Origin of the sequence: Myceligenerans indicum, from assembly GCF_016742955.1 — a bacterium.
Lineage (GTDB): Bacteria > Actinomycetota > Actinomycetes > Actinomycetales > Cellulomonadaceae > Myceligenerans > Myceligenerans indicum.
The window spans coordinates 1-16,064 of the sequence record NZ_JABBYC010000066.1; the positions used below are offsets into that span (position 1 = coordinate 1).

Annotated in this window: 13 protein-coding genes; 8 read left to right on the forward strand and 5 right to left on the reverse strand. The window is 70.8% G+C overall.

The annotated features are described in order from the left end of the window. Window positions 1–78: 78 nt before the first annotated feature. Entirely contained in the window at window positions 79–1,194 is a 1,116-nt protein-coding gene (locus HGK34_RS20320) for a flavin-containing monooxygenase (protein ID WP_201850878.1), read from the reverse strand. Between the two features lie 145 nt (window positions 1,195–1,339). On the opposite strand from HGK34_RS20320, the gene HGK34_RS20325 reads away from it, so the two are divergent. Continuing rightward, entirely contained in the window at window positions 1,340–2,203 is an 864-nt protein-coding gene (locus HGK34_RS20325; RefSeq protein WP_201850879.1) for a SecDF P1 head subdomain-containing protein, read from the forward strand. A 117-nt stretch (window positions 2,204–2,320) separates the two neighbouring features. Here the strand turns inward: HGK34_RS20325 and HGK34_RS20330 are convergent, their stop codons facing one another. Together HGK34_RS20330 and HGK34_RS20335 are read right to left on the reverse strand one after the other, a co-directional pair. Continuing rightward, window positions 2,321–2,770 carry a RidA family protein gene (locus tag HGK34_RS20330; RefSeq protein WP_201850880.1) on the reverse strand — a complete coding sequence of 150 codons (450 nt, stop codon included), beginning with the start codon at window positions 2,768–2,770 and terminating at the stop codon, window positions 2,321–2,323. Window positions 2,771–2,854: 84 nt separating this feature from the next. Continuing rightward, a complete protein-coding gene (locus HGK34_RS20335; RefSeq protein WP_201850881.1) occupies window positions 2,855–3,241 on the reverse strand; it encodes a VOC family protein in 387 nt (128 codons plus the stop codon). 94 nt (window positions 3,242–3,335) lie between these two features. On the opposite strand from HGK34_RS20335, the gene HGK34_RS20340 reads away from it, so the two are divergent. The 4 genes from HGK34_RS20340 (at window position 3,336) to HGK34_RS20355 (ending at window position 6,655) form a co-directional block, all read left to right on the forward strand. After that, window positions 3,336–3,980 (forward strand): TetR family transcriptional regulator, encoded by a 645-nt coding sequence (locus HGK34_RS20340; protein WP_201850882.1) that lies wholly within the window; start codon window positions 3,336–3,338, stop codon window positions 3,978–3,980. Between the two features lie 187 nt (window positions 3,981–4,167). Then, window positions 4,168–5,148: a hypothetical protein gene (locus HGK34_RS20345; RefSeq protein WP_201850883.1), complete on the forward strand. Its 981-nt coding sequence runs from the start codon at window positions 4,168–4,170 to the stop codon at window positions 5,146–5,148. An 81-nt stretch (window positions 5,149–5,229) separates the two neighbouring features. After that, a complete protein-coding gene (locus tag HGK34_RS20350) occupies window positions 5,230–6,033 on the forward strand; it encodes a protein phosphatase 2C domain-containing protein (protein ID WP_201850884.1) in 804 nt (267 codons plus the stop codon). 31 nt (window positions 6,034–6,064) lie between these two features. Then, complete coding sequence (locus tag HGK34_RS20355; RefSeq protein WP_307816140.1) at window positions 6,065–6,655, forward strand: uracil-DNA glycosylase family protein; 591 nt, start codon at window positions 6,065–6,067, stop codon at window positions 6,653–6,655. Window positions 6,656–6,762: 107 nt separating this feature from the next. Here HGK34_RS20355 and HGK34_RS20360 read toward each other — a convergent pair whose 3' ends face one another. Further along, on the reverse strand, window positions 6,763–7,380 hold the full coding sequence (locus tag HGK34_RS20360) for a DedA family protein (protein WP_201850886.1): 618 nt from the start codon (window positions 7,378–7,380) through the stop codon (window positions 6,763–6,765). Between the two features lie 178 nt (window positions 7,381–7,558). Beyond that, window positions 7,559–10,720 carry an RICIN domain-containing protein gene (locus HGK34_RS20365; protein WP_201850888.1) on the reverse strand — a complete coding sequence of 1,054 codons (3,162 nt, stop codon included), beginning with the start codon at window positions 10,718–10,720 and terminating at the stop codon, window positions 7,559–7,561. 135 nt (window positions 10,721–10,855) lie between these two features. Between HGK34_RS20365 and HGK34_RS20370 the strand changes: the two genes are divergently transcribed. From HGK34_RS20370 to HGK34_RS20380, 3 genes are all read left to right on the forward strand, one after another. Next, entirely contained in the window at window positions 10,856–11,860 is a 1,005-nt protein-coding gene (locus HGK34_RS20370; protein ID WP_201850890.1) for a LacI family DNA-binding transcriptional regulator, read from the forward strand. Between the two features lie 104 nt (window positions 11,861–11,964). Beyond that, on the forward strand, window positions 11,965–14,325 hold the full coding sequence (locus tag HGK34_RS23665) for a glycoside hydrolase family 36 protein (RefSeq protein WP_201850892.1): 2,361 nt from the start codon (window positions 11,965–11,967) through the stop codon (window positions 14,323–14,325). A gap of 94 nt (window positions 14,326–14,419) precedes the next feature. Beyond that, the gene (locus tag HGK34_RS20380; protein ID WP_201850894.1) at window positions 14,420–15,742 is read left to right on the forward strand and encodes an ABC transporter substrate-binding protein; all 1,323 of its coding nucleotides are present in this window, start codon (window positions 14,420–14,422) and stop codon (window positions 15,740–15,742) included. Window positions 15,743–16,064 lie beyond the last annotated feature (322 nt).

Sequence of the window (16,064 nt, forward strand, 5' to 3'; positions counted from 1 at the left end):
CCTTATCGTCGGCAGCGTCAGATGTGTATAAGAGACAGGTCGGAATGTGCGGGGGTGGTGGGGCGGGACCGTTCTCGGTCAGCGTCCGTGGGCGACGTTTCGCGCGATCCGGCGGGCGTCCGCCGCCATCTCGCGGAACATGCCGCTGATCGGGTTGGTGAAGCCCGTGAAGTAGAGGCCCGGCGCGGCCGGGCGGCCGAGCGTCACCACGGGCTTGCCCTGCGCGTCGAGCACGCCGAGGTGGCCCACCAGGGGCTCCAGCGCGCGACGGTACCCGGTCGCGGCGAGCACGACGTCGGGGGTCAGCCGGGTGCCGTCGGCCAGGACCACCTCGTCGCCGTCGAACCGGTCGATCGGGCCGACCACCCGCACGGTGCCCGCCCGGACGGCGTCGACCAGCCCGACGTCCTGCACGGGAATGGCGCCCTCGGCCACGCGGGTGGCCAGGCCGACCGCGGGGATCGGCAGGCCGAGGTGGGACAGGTTGGGGAGGCTGGCCTTGCGGACGGGGACGGACAACGCGTCGACCAGGGCGGTCGGCAGATGTCTCACCAGCACGCCCGTGTACTGCGCGGCCCAGATGCCCTGGTTGCGTCGCACGATGTGCGGCGGCGTCCGCACGGCGAGCCGCACGCTCGCCGCGCCGCCCGCGGCGAGGTCTTGGGCGATCTCCGCGCCGGTGTTGCCCACGCCCACCACCAGCACGTCCAGGTCCGTGTACGGGACCGGGTTGCGGTACCGGCTCGCGTGCACGACCTGTCCGCCGAACCCGCCCAGGCCGGGCCAGTCGGGCAGGTGCGGCGTGTGGTTGTAGCCGGTGGCGACGATGACGGCGCCCGACGTCCGTGTCCCGTCGTCGCACGTGATCCTCCAGCCGCCGTCCTCGCGGTCGACCCGCCTGACCTCCACACCGAGCTCGACCCGTAGCCGGTGATGGGCGGCGTACGTCTCGAGGTAGCGGACGACGTCGTCCCGGGAGACCCAGCGGCCGTACTCGCGGGGGATGGGGAGCCCGGGAAGCTTGGAGAGGCCGCGGGTGGTGTGCAGATGCAGGCGGTCGTAGTGGTTCCGCCACGCGTTGCCGACGTGCTCCGACTTCTCCAGGACCGTGGCGTCGACGCCCCTGGCCCGCAGGGCGCCGGCGGTGGCGAGACCCGCCGGTCCGGCGCCGATGACGATGACGGTGGAGGCCATGGATCGAGCCTAGTGGTGTTCGGGACTTTCCTGTGCGGGCTTGTGAACTCGATATACGCTCGTCTCCGAGTCATGCCTGATCGAGTCATGCCTGATCGAGGTCATGCCTGATCGAGCCGGCCGCACCCCGACAGAGGGAGAGACGATGACTCGCCGAGCACTGTCCGCGATCACGGTGTGTGCCCTGATCCCTGCACTGTCCGGGTGCGGGCCCATGAACTATGTCGTGGACTCCTCCGGGAGGCCGGCCACGCGGGTTGAGCTCGAGGCCGCGCCCGCCGCCGGCGACGAGGTGACGTCCGAGGCCATGAGTGACGCTCTCGTCGTGTTGGAGGAGCGGCTGGACACGGACGAGCGCGAGGTGACAGTTGCCGTCGCCGAGGGGAGCACCATCAAGCTGGACGTCGCGGGCGAGGTGGGGGAGGAGGACCAGCCGCTGCTCACCGAGCCCGGCGAGTTGGCGCTCCGGCCGGTGCTGGCGCTGGGCGGTGGGGGCGCGAGCGCGACGTCGCCGGACGTGCCGGGCGTCGAGGAGGGCGTCGTGGCGGAGTTCGACGCCTTTGACTGCGGCACCCCGGAGGGCGGTGGGGACGACGGCGCCGCCGACCCGGACCTGACGTTGGTCGCCTGCGACAAGGCGGGGACCAGCAAGTACCTTCTCGGCGCCGTCGAGATCGACGGATCCGACGTCGCCCGGTCGAGCGCCTCGTACCGGACGGAAGCCGCGACTTGGGTGGTCACCCTGGAGTTCGACGAGGGCGGCTCCGCGGGCCTCTCCGAGATCACCGAGCGCCTGCAGGACGAGGAGAGCCCGCGCAACCAGCTCGCCGTCACGGTGGACGGGGTGGTGGTCTCGGCTCCGGTGATCCCGCCCGGCACGGTGATCTCCGAGGGGGTGGCGGAGATCTCGGGGTCGTTCACCCGCGAGTCCGCGCAGGCCCTCGCCGGCCAGCTCGGCACGGACCCCCTGCCCTTCCCGTTCGAGGTGCGGTACATCTCGACGGGGTAGCGGGCGGGTGCCGTGGGCGGGGCGCAGTACTGCTGAGTCCCGCCCACGGCAGAGAACGCCGGGTCAGAGGGTCGCAGGTGTACTCGTCCCGGCAGGGCACGCGGACACCGAAGGAGGTCACGTCTCCGGGCGACCGGTACGTCGAGCCCGTGACGGTTCGGCCGGGCCCGGCAACGCGGCGGTCAGGTCGATCTCGACGAGCTGGCCGGGATACCCGAGGCAGGTGACGCCGAGCAGAGTGGCGGCCGAGGCCAGGGCGTCGGACAGCGCTGACTCGCGGAACCGGTTCCAGGCTGCGGCGAGATCCGCACGTTCGGCGGACGCTACGTAGACGACGGCGCGGACGACGTCGGCCGGCATCGCTCCGACCGCTGACAGCGCCGAGGTCGCGTTGCGGACCACCTGGTCGACCTGCGTGAGCAGGTCGGCCTCGCCGACGAGTGCCCCTTCCGCGTCGAGCGGGCACTGTCCTGCCAGGTGTGCGACCCTGCCGGGCTCGACGACGGTCACGTGATGGTAGCCAGGAGGCTGGTGCAGGTTGTCCGGGTTGTGGCGGATGATGCTCATGAGCCCAGCCTGCCAGCGGCACAGCGGCACAGCGGCACAGCGGCTCGTCGGCACAGCGGCTCGGTGGCTTCTCCTGTGCGGCTGCTAGGGCTGGCTCATCCAGCTCACGAGCTGCCAGATGATCCCGTTGGGGTCGGCGAACTGGCAGTAGCGCTCGCCCCACGGCTCGGTCTCCGGCTCGGTGACGACCCGGGCGCCCGTTGCCGCGATGCGCGCGTACTCCGCGTCGACGTCGTCGACGACGAACGCGATCAGCAGGCCCTGGCCTGCGGGGCCGGCAATCTCGGCGGGCTTGAACGTGCCCAGCCCGGCGCGCAGGAAGATCACGTTGATCCCGGCGCTCGGATGCTCCAGGGAGACGAAGCCGTCGGCGGCCATGGCCTCGGTGAAGCCGAAATGGGTCCTGGCGAACTCGGCGGAAGCCGCCTCGTCGGCGACGTTGAGGGACAGGGCGGTGGAGCTGATCTGCAAGGGGTGCCTCTCGTCGGTGGGAGACCAAAATATATGTCGGACCTAAAAATATGTCAAGCATAAAAATGTGCGGAACCCAGATAGGCTGTCGCACATGACTCCCCAGCCCGCCGAAGCCCCGGCCGGCCTGCGTGCCCGCAAGAAGCAGCAGACCCGCGACACCATCTCGGGTCAGGCGACCCGGCTCTTCCTCGAACGGGGCTTCGACCAGGTGACCATCGCCGAGATCGCCGCCGCCGCCGGCGTCTCCAAGATGACCGTGACCAACTACTTCCCCCGTAAGGAGGACCTCGCCCTCGACCTGGGTGACGTGTTCGTCGATCAGCTGGCGCGCGCCGTGCGCGAGCGCGCGGACGAGGAGTCGGTGACCGCCGCGCTGCGCAGGTCCTACCTCGCGGCGGCCGCCGAGCACGACCCGGTGGTCGGGTTCTCCGGCCGCCCGTTCGCGGAGATGATCGTCGGCAGCAAGGCCCTGGTGGCGCGACTGCGCGAGTTCCATGACGCGCGCGAGGCCGCGCTCGCTCGAGCGCTCGCGGAGGAGGTCGGCGCCGCACCCGGCGCCGTCGAGCCCCGAATCACCGCCGCCCAGCTCGCGGGTGCCCACCGGGTCCTGTTCGAGGAGACGATGCGCCGCACACTCGCCGGCCAGTCCGACGACGAGATCGCGGCCGCGCTCACGAGCGACATCGACGAGGCCTTCGACGCCCTGGAGGCAGGTCTCGCGTCTCGTCCGGCCTGACCTCTCGCCGGGCCGACGCCGTTGTCCGCGCCGCCGGCGTGAGTGCTGCGGCCCGCGATGCGCTCGGCGGCCTGGAATCCTGCCTGTTGCTCAGCACTCGTGTCTTTGCGACACTCATCTGGAAAAATACCGCAAAGATGGGGGATCAGATGGTTTGCCCCAAGCTGAGACTCGCGGAAGGCATCGCGTGACGGTGACGATCCCGTCGTGGACCAGCCCGACCTTCGCCGAGAGGATTCGCGAGAACACGCTGCGCGAGCATCACTTCAGTGAACTTCTCGCCACCCTGCGGGACACCACGAACGACCACGATGTGCGCTTCTCGTGCCTGTATGCCGTCCTTCAGGTGCTGCATCGCGAGGATCGCGACGTCGACTACGGCCGCCTGGTCGATCAGTACGAGCAGGAATTCGGGGACAACCCGTATTACCACACCTTCCGCGCAACCCGCCTGATCGGAGATCGCACCTCCGGCGCTGACCTCGTGCGGGCATTGCGTCATTCGGAGCGCGCGGTGAGCGCTCTGGCCGACCGCCCAGGAGTCTGGCAGCAGTACGCCGCGATCGTGGCCGACATCGGTGATGTCGAGCCCTCACGACTGACTGCTTCTCTCCGGGTTCGGGCTCTTGAGCGCGTCGAGACCGCGATGTCCATGTCCGAGCGCGACAGCCCACACTTTCACTTCACGAGGGCCAGGCTGCTCCAGCTCGAAGGCAACGTCGACGAGGCGCTCGCCGAGGCTCAGATCGCGATCCATCGCCAGCACGTCGACCTGCCGGGTGATGATCGTCGTATCGCCCGGTTCGAAGGACTGCGTTCGCGGCTCCTCGTAGAGCGCCAGGGGGCACAGCTGTTGAGCGAGATCGCCCGGGCGCGACGTGACCTGGAAGGTGCACGTTCCGACCAGGTGCAGCTTCTCGGGGTTCTGGCGGCGGTCATCGCGTTGATCACGGCCGCCGTCACCGTTGCGACGCAGCTGAGCGTCGACGAAGCGATCCCGCTGCTCATCGCTGCTACCAGCAGCATCACGCTGGCGTTCTCCTGTCTGCTCTGGGCGGGAGGTATCTCGAAACCATCGCGCCTGATCCCCGGGCTCACGCTGGGGGTGCTCCTGCTGTTCATCGCGCTCCACCTCGCACATCAGATCGACCTGACCTGGTGGTCGTGACGATGTCAGGATGGTTCTGACCTGGCGGCGAAGGAGCAGGATCGAACACCTGGGACGGGATCTGAGGCAATGACAGCTTTCGTGACTCAACTGCAGCTGCTCGACTCTTCCTCGGACAAGGGCGAAGGGGACATGGACGAGGATCTTGCGGGTGGTGTCGGGCCCTATGCCTGGATGTTCGACGGCGCCACGGACATGCCTCCGACCTTCCGCCCCGACCCCCGTGTCACCGGTGCGTATTGGATCGCGCACTTCGGCGATGCGTGGCTCCGTCGTCATGCGCGTGACCAGCGACCGTCCGAGCTGCTGTCCGGCCTGGCAGCGGCGATCGGTGCCGAACTCCAGGCGCAGGGGATGCCGTCGGGAGGCCTGCCTCCGGCGTCGTCGCTCGCGATCGTCCGCGCCTACGGCGAACAGATCACTGCCGCCGTCGTCGGCGACGTCGCCGTCTACAACGTCGCTGAGGACGACCTTCTGCTCGACCCGGCCTTCGGCGTCACGGAACGAGCCGCCGTCGCGCAACGAGTTCCGTGCGGCACGGATGACACGACTGTCGCCGCAATCATCGCTCGTCGCCGAACCTATCTGTCGGACGAGAGCCCGCAGTGGATCCTGGGGGACAATCCCACGGTCGGGAAGGCTGCGCCGATCCGGCATTGGCGAACGGAGCCTGGAAACGAGATGCTCCTTGCCACCGACGGATTCACGCGCGCTGTCACCGACTACGGCCTGGTGGCTTCGTGGAAGGATCTTGCTGACGAGGTGCGAGCCGATGGGGCGCGAAGCATGATCGAGCGGATCCGCCGTTTCGAGGCAGGCGCGAACCGTGCACGGTTCTTCAAGAGGTCTGATGATGCCTGCGCTGCACTCTGGCGCTGCGCCTGACGGGTGAAGCCGGGCGGCGGATACTTGTCCCGTGAGCGCCACGATGACCTTCGAGTCCATCCGTCAGGCCATCGTCGACGACGCCGAGAACGCCGCCGCGCGCGAGCTCGGACACGAACCGCTCTACGCGGCGGGTGCGGGCGCGCGAGTCGCCGTCGTCGGGCAGGCTCCGGGGCGCAAGGCGCAGGAGAGCGGCCTGGCGTGGAACGACGCCAGCGGGAAGAAGCTGATGGACTGGCTCGGTGTCAGCGAGCCGCAGTTCCGGGACCCGGACCTGTTCGCCCTGCTGCCCATGGACTTCTTCTACCCGGGCAAGGGCGGGAGCGGCGACCTGCCGCCGCGCAAGGGCTTCGCGGCGCGGTGGCACACGCCCCTGCTGGAGCTCATGCCCGACATCCGGCTCACCGTCCTGGTGGGCAGCTATGCGCAGGCGTACTACCTGGAAGAGCGGGCCGGGCGCACCCTCACCGACACGGTCCGTGCGTACCGCGACTACCTGCCCGACGTCGTTCCGCTCGTGCACCCGTCCCCGCTCAACTTCCGCTGGCAGGCGCGCAACCCCTGGTTCCTGACCGACGTCGTCCCGGTGCTCCGCGAGCGCGTCGCGGCGGCGCTCGCCTGAGCCGCCCCCGGCCGGCGCCGGCCCTCTTGGCGCGGCCACGCCGTTCTGTTTGGCGGGAGCGCAACCATCGCGCAGAATGTCGTGGTCGCAGGCGCGGCCGTTCCCGCTCAGCCCGCGTCGGCCGACCGGTCCAGCCGCCAGGCGCGGATGCCCGCCACGATCGAGGCGAGGATCACCGCGACCGCGATCCCGTACGCGATCGGCCGCACCGCGGGGATCGACGCCGTGAAGTAGCCCATCAGTGTGATCAGGACACCCCATGTGAAGGCGCCCACGACGTTGGCGGTGACGAACCGCCAGTACGCCATGTCGGACACCCCGGCGACCGCCGGGACGAACACCCGCCCCCACGGTACGTACCGGCCCACCACCACGGACCACCAGCCGAACAGGTCGTAGAACCGTTCGGTCCTGGCGATCCCGGTCCGGACCCAGCGTCCGCGCCGTGAGGTGAGGTAGGGGCGTCCGTAGCGTCGTCCGAGCAGGTATCCCACCTGGTCACCGGCGATAGCGGCGATCGCGACGCCGATGGTGAGCACCCAGATGTCGATCGCGGCGGCACTGCCGGCCACCAGGCCGGCGCCGAACAGGAGTGAGTCGCCGGTGAGGAACGGCAGGAACACGCCGACGAACAGGGCGGTGCCGACGAACACCAGGCCCCACACCACGAGGTAGAACGCGAGCGGGCCGAGCGCGTCGAGCCAGGAGGAGACGTCGTCGCTCATCGCGTGCCGGGGTGATCGAGGGGCGCGGCCTGCGCCGTGTGAGGGGTCGCCATGACGTGCACTATCGCATGTCAAGGTGGGCACGGGCGCCGCAGCGCCCCGGAGGAATTCGGGGACTGCGGCACCCACGCGCCCATTCCTCACGACGGAGGAGGCCGTCGCCGGGCGAGCCGTGGGCTCAGGTGAGCGACCACTGCTGGTTGGGGTCGCCGTGACAGGTCCACAACCGGACCTCCGCGCCGGCCGTGGTGACGAGGTTGTAGTCGTCGAGGCACAGACCGGCGTGGCGGTTGCGCAGGCGGTACCAGCCACCGCCGAAGTCCTCGGCCTCCCACTGCTGGATCTCGGTCTGGTCGCAGGTGTTCTGCTGGACCAGGGCGCCGTTGGCGGTGGCCGCGTCCTTGTCCTCCAGGCACAGCCCGCTGTACCCGTTGACGAGCTCGACGTAGCCGTTCCCGAGGTCGTTCACGTCCCAGTCCTGTACCGCCAGGCCGTTGCAGGTCCACTGCCGCACCTCGGACCCCGGTGCGGTTTCCCAGCCGTAGTCGTCGAGGCACAGGTCGCTGTGCCGGTTGGTGACGACCCGGCTGCCGGTGGGCGTCCCGGTCGTGACGGTGCTGGGTGTGCCCGCCACGAGCGGCGCGACGGTGACCTTGTCGATGTCGGGCGCCCAGGCCGTGGGGTTGCCCAGCGTGAGGTCCCCGGTGCTGCCGGTCAGCGTGACGGGGATGGTGCGCTGCCAGAAGCTGTCCCACGCGTAGGTGTAGCGGAAGTATCCGGTCCCGGCCGGCGTGGACTGCCCGCCCTCGGTGATGACGAGGCGACGGTCCACGACCTGCGGGTTGTACGCGTGGGCGCCGGAGAGTTCGGCGTTGGCGTAGTGGACCACGAGGTCGTAGTCACCTGGGTCGGAGAAGCCGCTGCCGCGCGGGATGGTGATGGTGTTGGCGGCGTCGTTCCCGACGTAGCCGACGTACTGGCCGCCCGAGGCGTTGGAGCCCGATCCTGCCGCGGCGGTCTGCACCGAGGCGTTCCCGCCCAGGGGGAGGGACTCGGCCTCGAAGGTGGTGGCCGCGGAGTCCCCGTCGGTCGCCCGGGTCACCACGACCGACTTGACGCCGATCCCGGCCGCGGAACGCAGTTCGAGCTCGTTGATCCCCTCGGTCAGGTGCGTGCGGACGGTGGTGCGCCGGAACCCGGCGCCGGGGATCTGCACGGCGGCGGCAGTCCGCCCGCCCACGTCGAGACGCAGGTCGGAGGCTGCGGAGGTGGAGTACTCGACGGCGACGTCGTAGTAGCCGGTCTCCATGGCGGTCACGTACGCGTCGGCCCGCTGGCCCGAGCCGCCGATCTGCCCGTACCCGCGGGTGCCCGCCTGCCAGCCGAGCCCCGCCCCGCCGTCGTACCGCAGCGTGCTGGCGGGGTAGGTGGTGGGCTCACCGTCGGTGACGTCGGTCAGGACGAACCTGTCGAGGGTGATGTCGGAGTTCGGGAGCACCGTCGAGCCGTCCTCGCTCGCCCGGACGGACAGGGTGTGGGAGCCGGCGGTCAGGGTCACGGCCAGTTCCGCGCTGCCGCGGTACTTCCACTTGGACCGGTCGTTGAGCGCCAGGTCGGCCGTGTACTGGATCGTGTCGCGGTGCGTGCCGTCGACGAACAGGGCGTGCCGGCCCGGCTTCCCGGGTGTGGCGCCGATGACCTGGAACCGGTAGGTCCCGTCGCGGGGCACGGTGACGTCCCAGTCGGCGCGGGAGGAGGCCTGGTTGAAGGAGCCGACGTCGCTGCCGCCGGAGGCGAGGAACTGCCAGCCGCCGCTGCCCTGCGGGTCCTGGGTGTAGACCTGGGCGGAGGTCAGCGTGGTGTCCTCGGCCTCGGTGCTGGTGCGCCAGACCGGGTCGACGGCGATCGTGCGGTCCTGAGCAGGGGTGACGATGACCTGGTAGGCGGCGTAGCGGTCGTAGGTCGCCACGGTCAGGTCCAGGGTGCCGCCGCTGAGCGCGACGCCGTCCAGGGCCTGGACCACGCGCGGCGTGCCTGCCAGTCCCTCGGCGCCCGAGAGGGTGACCTCGCGGACCTCGACGTCCACGGCGGAGCCGAACGTGCCCGCGGGCAGGTTGCGCAGGTCGAGCTGGACGTCGGAATCGGTGCCGCCGTACAGGACGGTGGCGCGCCGGTTCGCGGTGTCGATCGCGCCGATGCCCTGAAGTGTGTCGACGGCGTTCAGCTGCGGCGGCGTGACCTGGACGGTCTCGGACCCGGCGAGGTCGCCGTACCACTTGAACATCCACCAGCCGCCGTTCGCGCCGTTCGGCCGGGCGGTGTTGTCCGAGAGGTTGCCGGCGTAGTTCCAGTAGGCGGTCTGCGCGTCGACCTTGGTGTCCTCGAACATGGCGAACCACTGCACGAGCTGCCCCGGGACGCCCATGTCCCGCAGCATCCCGTACTCGGTGATGTTGACGGGAATGGGGGAGATGCCGAGCTGCTGCTCCAGGTCGCGGTACGCGCTGAAGTGGGAGCGGTAGGTCGCGAGGTTGTCGATCCCGAGCTCGTGCCAGATGAACACGTCGGGCAGGGAGCCGTCGTCCCGGGCGTACGCGAGGATGTCGGCGGACCGGCCGGGCTGCCAGCGGGTGTCGCCGGGCCCGCCGATCCGGGCGTGACCGAGGCCGTGGCGTGCGTACACCTCCTGGATCTTCGCGTAGGCGGCGCTCCAGTCGGTGAGGAACTGGTCGCGCTGGTTGGCCCAGTCCGGGTACCAGTTGCCGCCGTCGGGCTCGTTGAACGGGATGAACAGGTAGTCCTGCGGCCGGTCGGACTGCGTGGCGACGGCCTCGGTGACGAACTCGACCACCTCGAGGTAGTCCCAGACGCCGTTCGGCTGGTCCGTGTACGTGCCGGTCGCCTGGTCGTACGTCCGCGAGTCACCGGGCCGCTGACCACCGTTGTAGGACCAGTCCGGGTAGTAGTCCTGCACGTAGATCGCCAGTTCCTGCCCGTTCTTGGCGAAGAAGTCGTCCTCGACGAGCAGGGCGTCCCCGCTGGGGTGCTGGGTTCCGTAGGGCGCTCGCTGGGAGGAGTTCGTGATGTGGGCGCCGTTGACCAGCGCCGCGCTCGGGACGCCGGGGTTGCCGAACCCGTACAGGGTTCCCGAGGCCCCGCCGCGGAACGCGCCGGTGGTGGTGCCGAAGTCGACCACCAGCGTGTCGGTGGCGGCGGCGGCCGGCTGGGCGGCGACCAGGGAGGTGGCGGCCACCGCCGCCGTGGCGAGGACCGCTGCGGTCCGCCGCAGCCGGGATCGACGTGGTCCGGGCCGTTGACGTGCGCTTTCTGACGTGCTCACTGACACACCACTCCTTCGTGGGTCGAGATGATGGGCGCGCACTATGAAAGCGCTAATCATCCATGGTTGGCAAGGGGGTCCCGTTCTTCGTCGTCGGCGAGCGCGTAGCCTGGCCTCGTGGACAACGAACGCCCGATGAAGCCGCCTACCATCACCGACGTCGCCCGGGTGGCGGGCGTCTCCGTGCCCACCGTCTCCCGCGTCCTGAACGGCTCGGTTCCCGTCAGCGCCGCGCGGCGTACGCGGGTGATGGACGCGATCCAGGAGCTCGGTTTCCGGCCCAACGGCGCCGCGCGCGCCCTGGCCACCGGCGGGCAGCCGATGATCGCCGTGTTCACCGGCGACACCACCCGCTACGGCTACGCCTCCACCCTGCAGGGGATCGAGGAGGCGGCGCGTCAGAGCGGGTACATGGTGGTCATCTCCGTGGTCGAGACCGACGACCGGCGCACGGTCGAGGCGGCCATCGACCATGCCCTGGGGCAGCCGATGGCCGGGGCGATCGTCCTCGAGTACGATCCGGCCGGCGTCGCCACGCTCGACGCGATCCCGCCGTGGCTGCCCGTCGTGGCCGCCGCGTCCGGTCGTCCGGCGGACGAGAAGATCGCGCACGCGTTCATGGACGACCGGCTCGCCGCGGCGCGCGCCACCCAGCACCTGCTCGACATCGGGCACGCGACGGTGCACCACGTGGCGATCCCGTCCCCGGGCCGTCCCAGTGCTCGCCTGCTCGGCTGGCGTGACGCCCTGACCGAGGCCGGTGCGCCGGTCCCCGAGGTGGTGTACGCGGACTGGGCACCCGACTCCGGGTACGACGCCGGGGCCCGCCTGGCCTCGTCCCCGGAGGTGACCGCGGTGCTGTGCGGCAACGACGAGCTCGCGATGGGCCTGGTCCGCGGGATGACGGATGCCGGCCGCCGCGTCCCGCAGGATGTCAGCGTGATCGGGTTCGACGACCATCCGCTCGCGCACCTGTGGACGCCGTCCCTGACCACGGTGCGCCAGGACTTCGTGCGGCTCGGCCAGAAGGCGTTCCACCTGCTGCGCGCCCAGATCGACAGCGGTACGACGCCGGCCTCGGTCCGGTTCGTGCCGGACCTGATCCTCCGCTCCTCGGCGGCGCCCGTGGCGGCCCGGTAGGAGGCTGTCCCGCCTGAAAGCGCTACCCCCCGGCTGATCGGCCTCGCGGAGCGCCTCTCCCGGGGAGGCTTGCATCCCATTTTGATATGCGCTTTCATAGGGCCGTGCAAGGAAGCCTGCCGACGACGGCGAACGACACCCCCGTAGCGCACCGCGTGCCGCTGTGGCCCCACGACCAGCTCACGCTGGTCCTGCCCCAGGATGCTCCCGCCGCGCTGACGGCGGCTCCCGGAACGGCAGAGCCCGTGCAGCCGCTGGTCGAGATCCTCGCGGTCGGGCACGGCCGCGCCAGCGGCAACACCCGCAACACGGCGACGTCGATCGGCACCCGGCTGAGGGTGACGGGCCACGAGGTGGAACGCGTGCCCGGCTGGACCCAGGTGCGGGTGGAGCAGTCCGACCCGGTCACCGGCCTGCGTGTGACCTCGCATCTGCGGGTCCGCGAAGGTCGTGGCCCGGCCGACCCCGGCTCGCCCGCTCCGGCCGGGGAGCACGGATACTCGCTGCGGTCCTGGACCGTGGCCCGCAACGACGGCTCCGTCCCCGTGACGCTCCAGTCGGTGTCCTCGCTGATGATCGACCGTCCGGTCGGACCGGTCCCCGTGTGGGCCACGAGCACTCTGGAGGGTCACAGCGAATGGGTGGGGGAGAACCGCTGGGCGTGGACCCGGCTGTCCGCCCAGGACGGGCTCGTCGGCCTCGACCTGCCCGCGCACCAGCACCAGGACGCTCGTGGCGCCCGCGCCGTGGTCAGCACCGGCACCTGGTCCTCGGGGCAGCGCAATCCCTGCGGCGTCCTCGCCGCGGACGGTGCCGCCGCGGACGGCCGCGCCGTCGTCCCGGCTGCCGCCGCGGACGCCGCTGCCGCCGCAGAGGCCGCGGAGGCCGCAGCCGACCGCTCGTCCGCCACGGGCCGGGCACTGGCCTGGCAGGTCGAGCACAACGGCGCCTGGCGCGCCGAGCTGTCCGTACGGCTGGCCGCGGACGATGCGGAGGCGCTCGTCCTCGGGCTGTTCGGCCCCACCGACGACGACCACTCCTGGACCCGCACCCTGGCACCCGGAGACTCCTTCACCAGCGTTCCCGCCTCGGTCGCCGGGTCCGGCGCCGGGTGGCAGGACGCGCTCGGCGCGATGACCTGGCACCGCCGTGCCCTGCACCAGCGTCCGCGCGAGCCGGTAGTGGTGTTCAACGACTACATGAACACGCTCATGGGCGACCCCACGACCGAGCGGCTGCTCCCGCTGATCACCGCCGCTGCCCGCGCCGGGGCGGAGTACTTCTGCATCGACGCCGGCTGGTACGACGACGGCGGCGACTGGTGGGACTCGGTCGGCCTGTGGGAACCGTCCGCGACCCGCTTCCCCGACGGCGGTCTGCGCCGTGTCGTGGATGCGATCCGGGACGCCGGGATGGTGCCGGGCCTGTGGCTGGAACCGGAGGTCGTGGGCGTGCGCAGCCCGCTGGCCAGGTCCCTGCCCGACGAGGCGTTCCTGCAGCGGCACGGCGTACGTCTCACCGAGCACGGGCGCCACCTGCTCGACCTGCGTCACCGTGACGTCGTCAAGCATCTCGACGAGGTCGTCGACCGGATCGTCGACGAGTACGGCGTGGGCTATCTCAAGCTCGACTACAACGTCACGCCGGGCGTCGGGACCGACCTGGACGCCGACAGCGCGGGCGACGGTCTCTTCCGGCAGAACCAGGCCCACCTGGACTGGATCGACGGCGTCCTGGACCGCCATCCGGAACTCGTCGTGGAGAACTGCGCGTCCGGCGCGATGCGCGCCGACTACGCGCTCCTGTCCCGGCTGGACCTGCAGTCCACCTCCGACCAGCAGAACCCGCTGCTGTACCCGCCGATCGCCGTCGGCGCGCTCGTGGGCATCGCCCCGGAGCAGGCGGCGAACTGGGCCTACCCGCAGCCCGACATGACCGACGAGCAGATCGTGTTCACCCTGTGCACGGGACTCGCCGGGCGCCTGTACCTGTCCGGCTGCCTGGACGGCATGAGCGGCGCTCAGGCGTCGCTGGTCGGCCGTGGAGTCGAGCTCGCCAGGCAGTGGTCGGCCCGGCTCACCGAGGCCGTGCCGTTCTGGCCGCTCGGCCTGCCCGGCTGGGACTCACCCCTCCTGGCCGCCGGGCTGCGCGGACGCGACGAGTCGCTCGTCGTCGTCTGGTGGCGCGGCGCCGGAGCGACCACGGTCGAGCTCGACGTGCCGCCGGGCGACGTCGAGATCGTCTACGGCCCGCCCACCGACGAATGGCGGCTCGCGCACGACGGCGGCTCCGCCGTCACCCTCACGATCCCCGCCGGTCCGCAGGCTCGCGTCCTGCGGGTCCGGCACGACGGCGGCGGCCGCACCACGGCCGACAGCCCCCGAGCCGGCCTCCCGCACCCCGACGCGCCCCGGACCGGTAACCTCACGGCCGGCCACACGGCCGACCGTGTCGAGGGCAGCTGAGCCGGGGAGCCCCAACCGAACCATCCGAACCAGGGGCCGCCCGGCCCCGCGACACCCGCAGTCGGCGAAGACTGCACCCCCGCAAGGAGTCGATATGAAGAAGTATCTGACCGTCCCCGCCGCGATCCTCGCGGTCGGCCTGCTCACTGCCGGATGCAGTGACCCCACCGCGGCCGGTGGGAGCGGCGGCACCGACGCCGCCCCGCAGGCATGGCCCGCGCAAGACACGGACCTGACGGGCACCACCCTGACCATCTGGGCCGCACAGAACTCCAACACCGTCCCCGACGCCGTGGTCGCCGGGTTCGAGGAGCTCACCGGCGCCGACGTCGAGGTCGTCACCATCCCCGACCCGTACGAGCAGGGCGTTCAGACCAAGGTCGCCACCGGTGACATGCCCGACCTGGCCTTCTGGCAGCCCACGGCCTCGATGCTGACCGCGATCAACGCGCCGGCCAACCTGCAGCCCCTCGACGGCGCCCCGTTCGTCGACGCCTACAGCGACGGTCTCGCCGACATCACCGGCATCCTCGACGACACCCGCTACGCCGCCCTGGTCACCAGTCCCGCCGTGGAGGGCGTGTACTACAACAAGGAGGTCCTCGCCGAGCACGGGATCACCGACACCCCGGCGAACTGGGACGAGTTCGTCGAGCTCGGCCGCACCCTGAAGGACGAGGGCCAGACCCCGTTCTACGAGATGGCCGCCGACCAGTGGGCAACCCAGTGGTGGGTCCAGGTCCAGCTCGCCGACGCCGCGGCCGACGGCCTGTGGGACCGCGTGAACACGGGTGAGGAGAAGTTCACCGACCCCACCATCCAGAACGCGATCACCACCTACCAGGAGCTCATCGACGAGGGCCTGTTCAACAAGGACATCAGGACCGCCACCTTCGAGGACCAGGCCGAAGCGCTGCTCAGCGGCGACGCCGCCATGGCGGTGCAGGTCAACTCGTTCTTCGGCCAGCTCCAGGCCCTCGCGGACTCCGACGAGCTCGACGAGAAGATCGGCTTCTTCCCCATCTCCCCGAGCGGCAACGTCGGCACCTTCATCCCCGACCAGTCCAACGCCCTGGTCGCCTTCAAGACCGGCGACGCCGACCGCGAGGCGGCCGCCCGCCAGCTGCTGTCCTACTGGCTGGGTGACGGCTACGCCGGCTTCGTCGCCGACCGCGACACCATCTCCCTGCAGGACGGCGTCCCCACCCCGGACAGCGTCCCGCAGGCCCTGCTGGACGTGCACGCGTCCCTGGCCGGTTCCGTGGGCTCCATGCAGGCGCTCGCCGTGGCCAACCCGGACCTGTACATCTACCTCGCCGACATGATCCAGGGCACCACCACGCCCGAGGAGGTCGCCGAGCAGACCCAGGACCAGTTCGCCCAGCTCGCGCGCGCCCAGGGCGTCGAGGGTTTCTGAGGCGGGCGATGCCCGCGCGCGACCACGCCGTTCCGGCCGGTGGTCGCGCCACCACCCAGCACCATGGCGTGGTCGGCGGCTGAGAGAGCCTCTCGGACGATCCTGACCGACGCCGCGGCGGCCGTCGTCGTCGACAGACGGCGTGGGCCGGCGCACCGACCGACACCGCACGGTGCCGGACCGCTCCTCGTGGCGGTCCGGCACCCTCGCCCGAGGACCCCATCGTGACCGCACAGACCGACACCAGGATGCCGCTGGGCGGATTCAGCCCGCCCACCGCCGCCCGTCCGCCTGTCTCTTATACACATCTGACGCTGCCGAC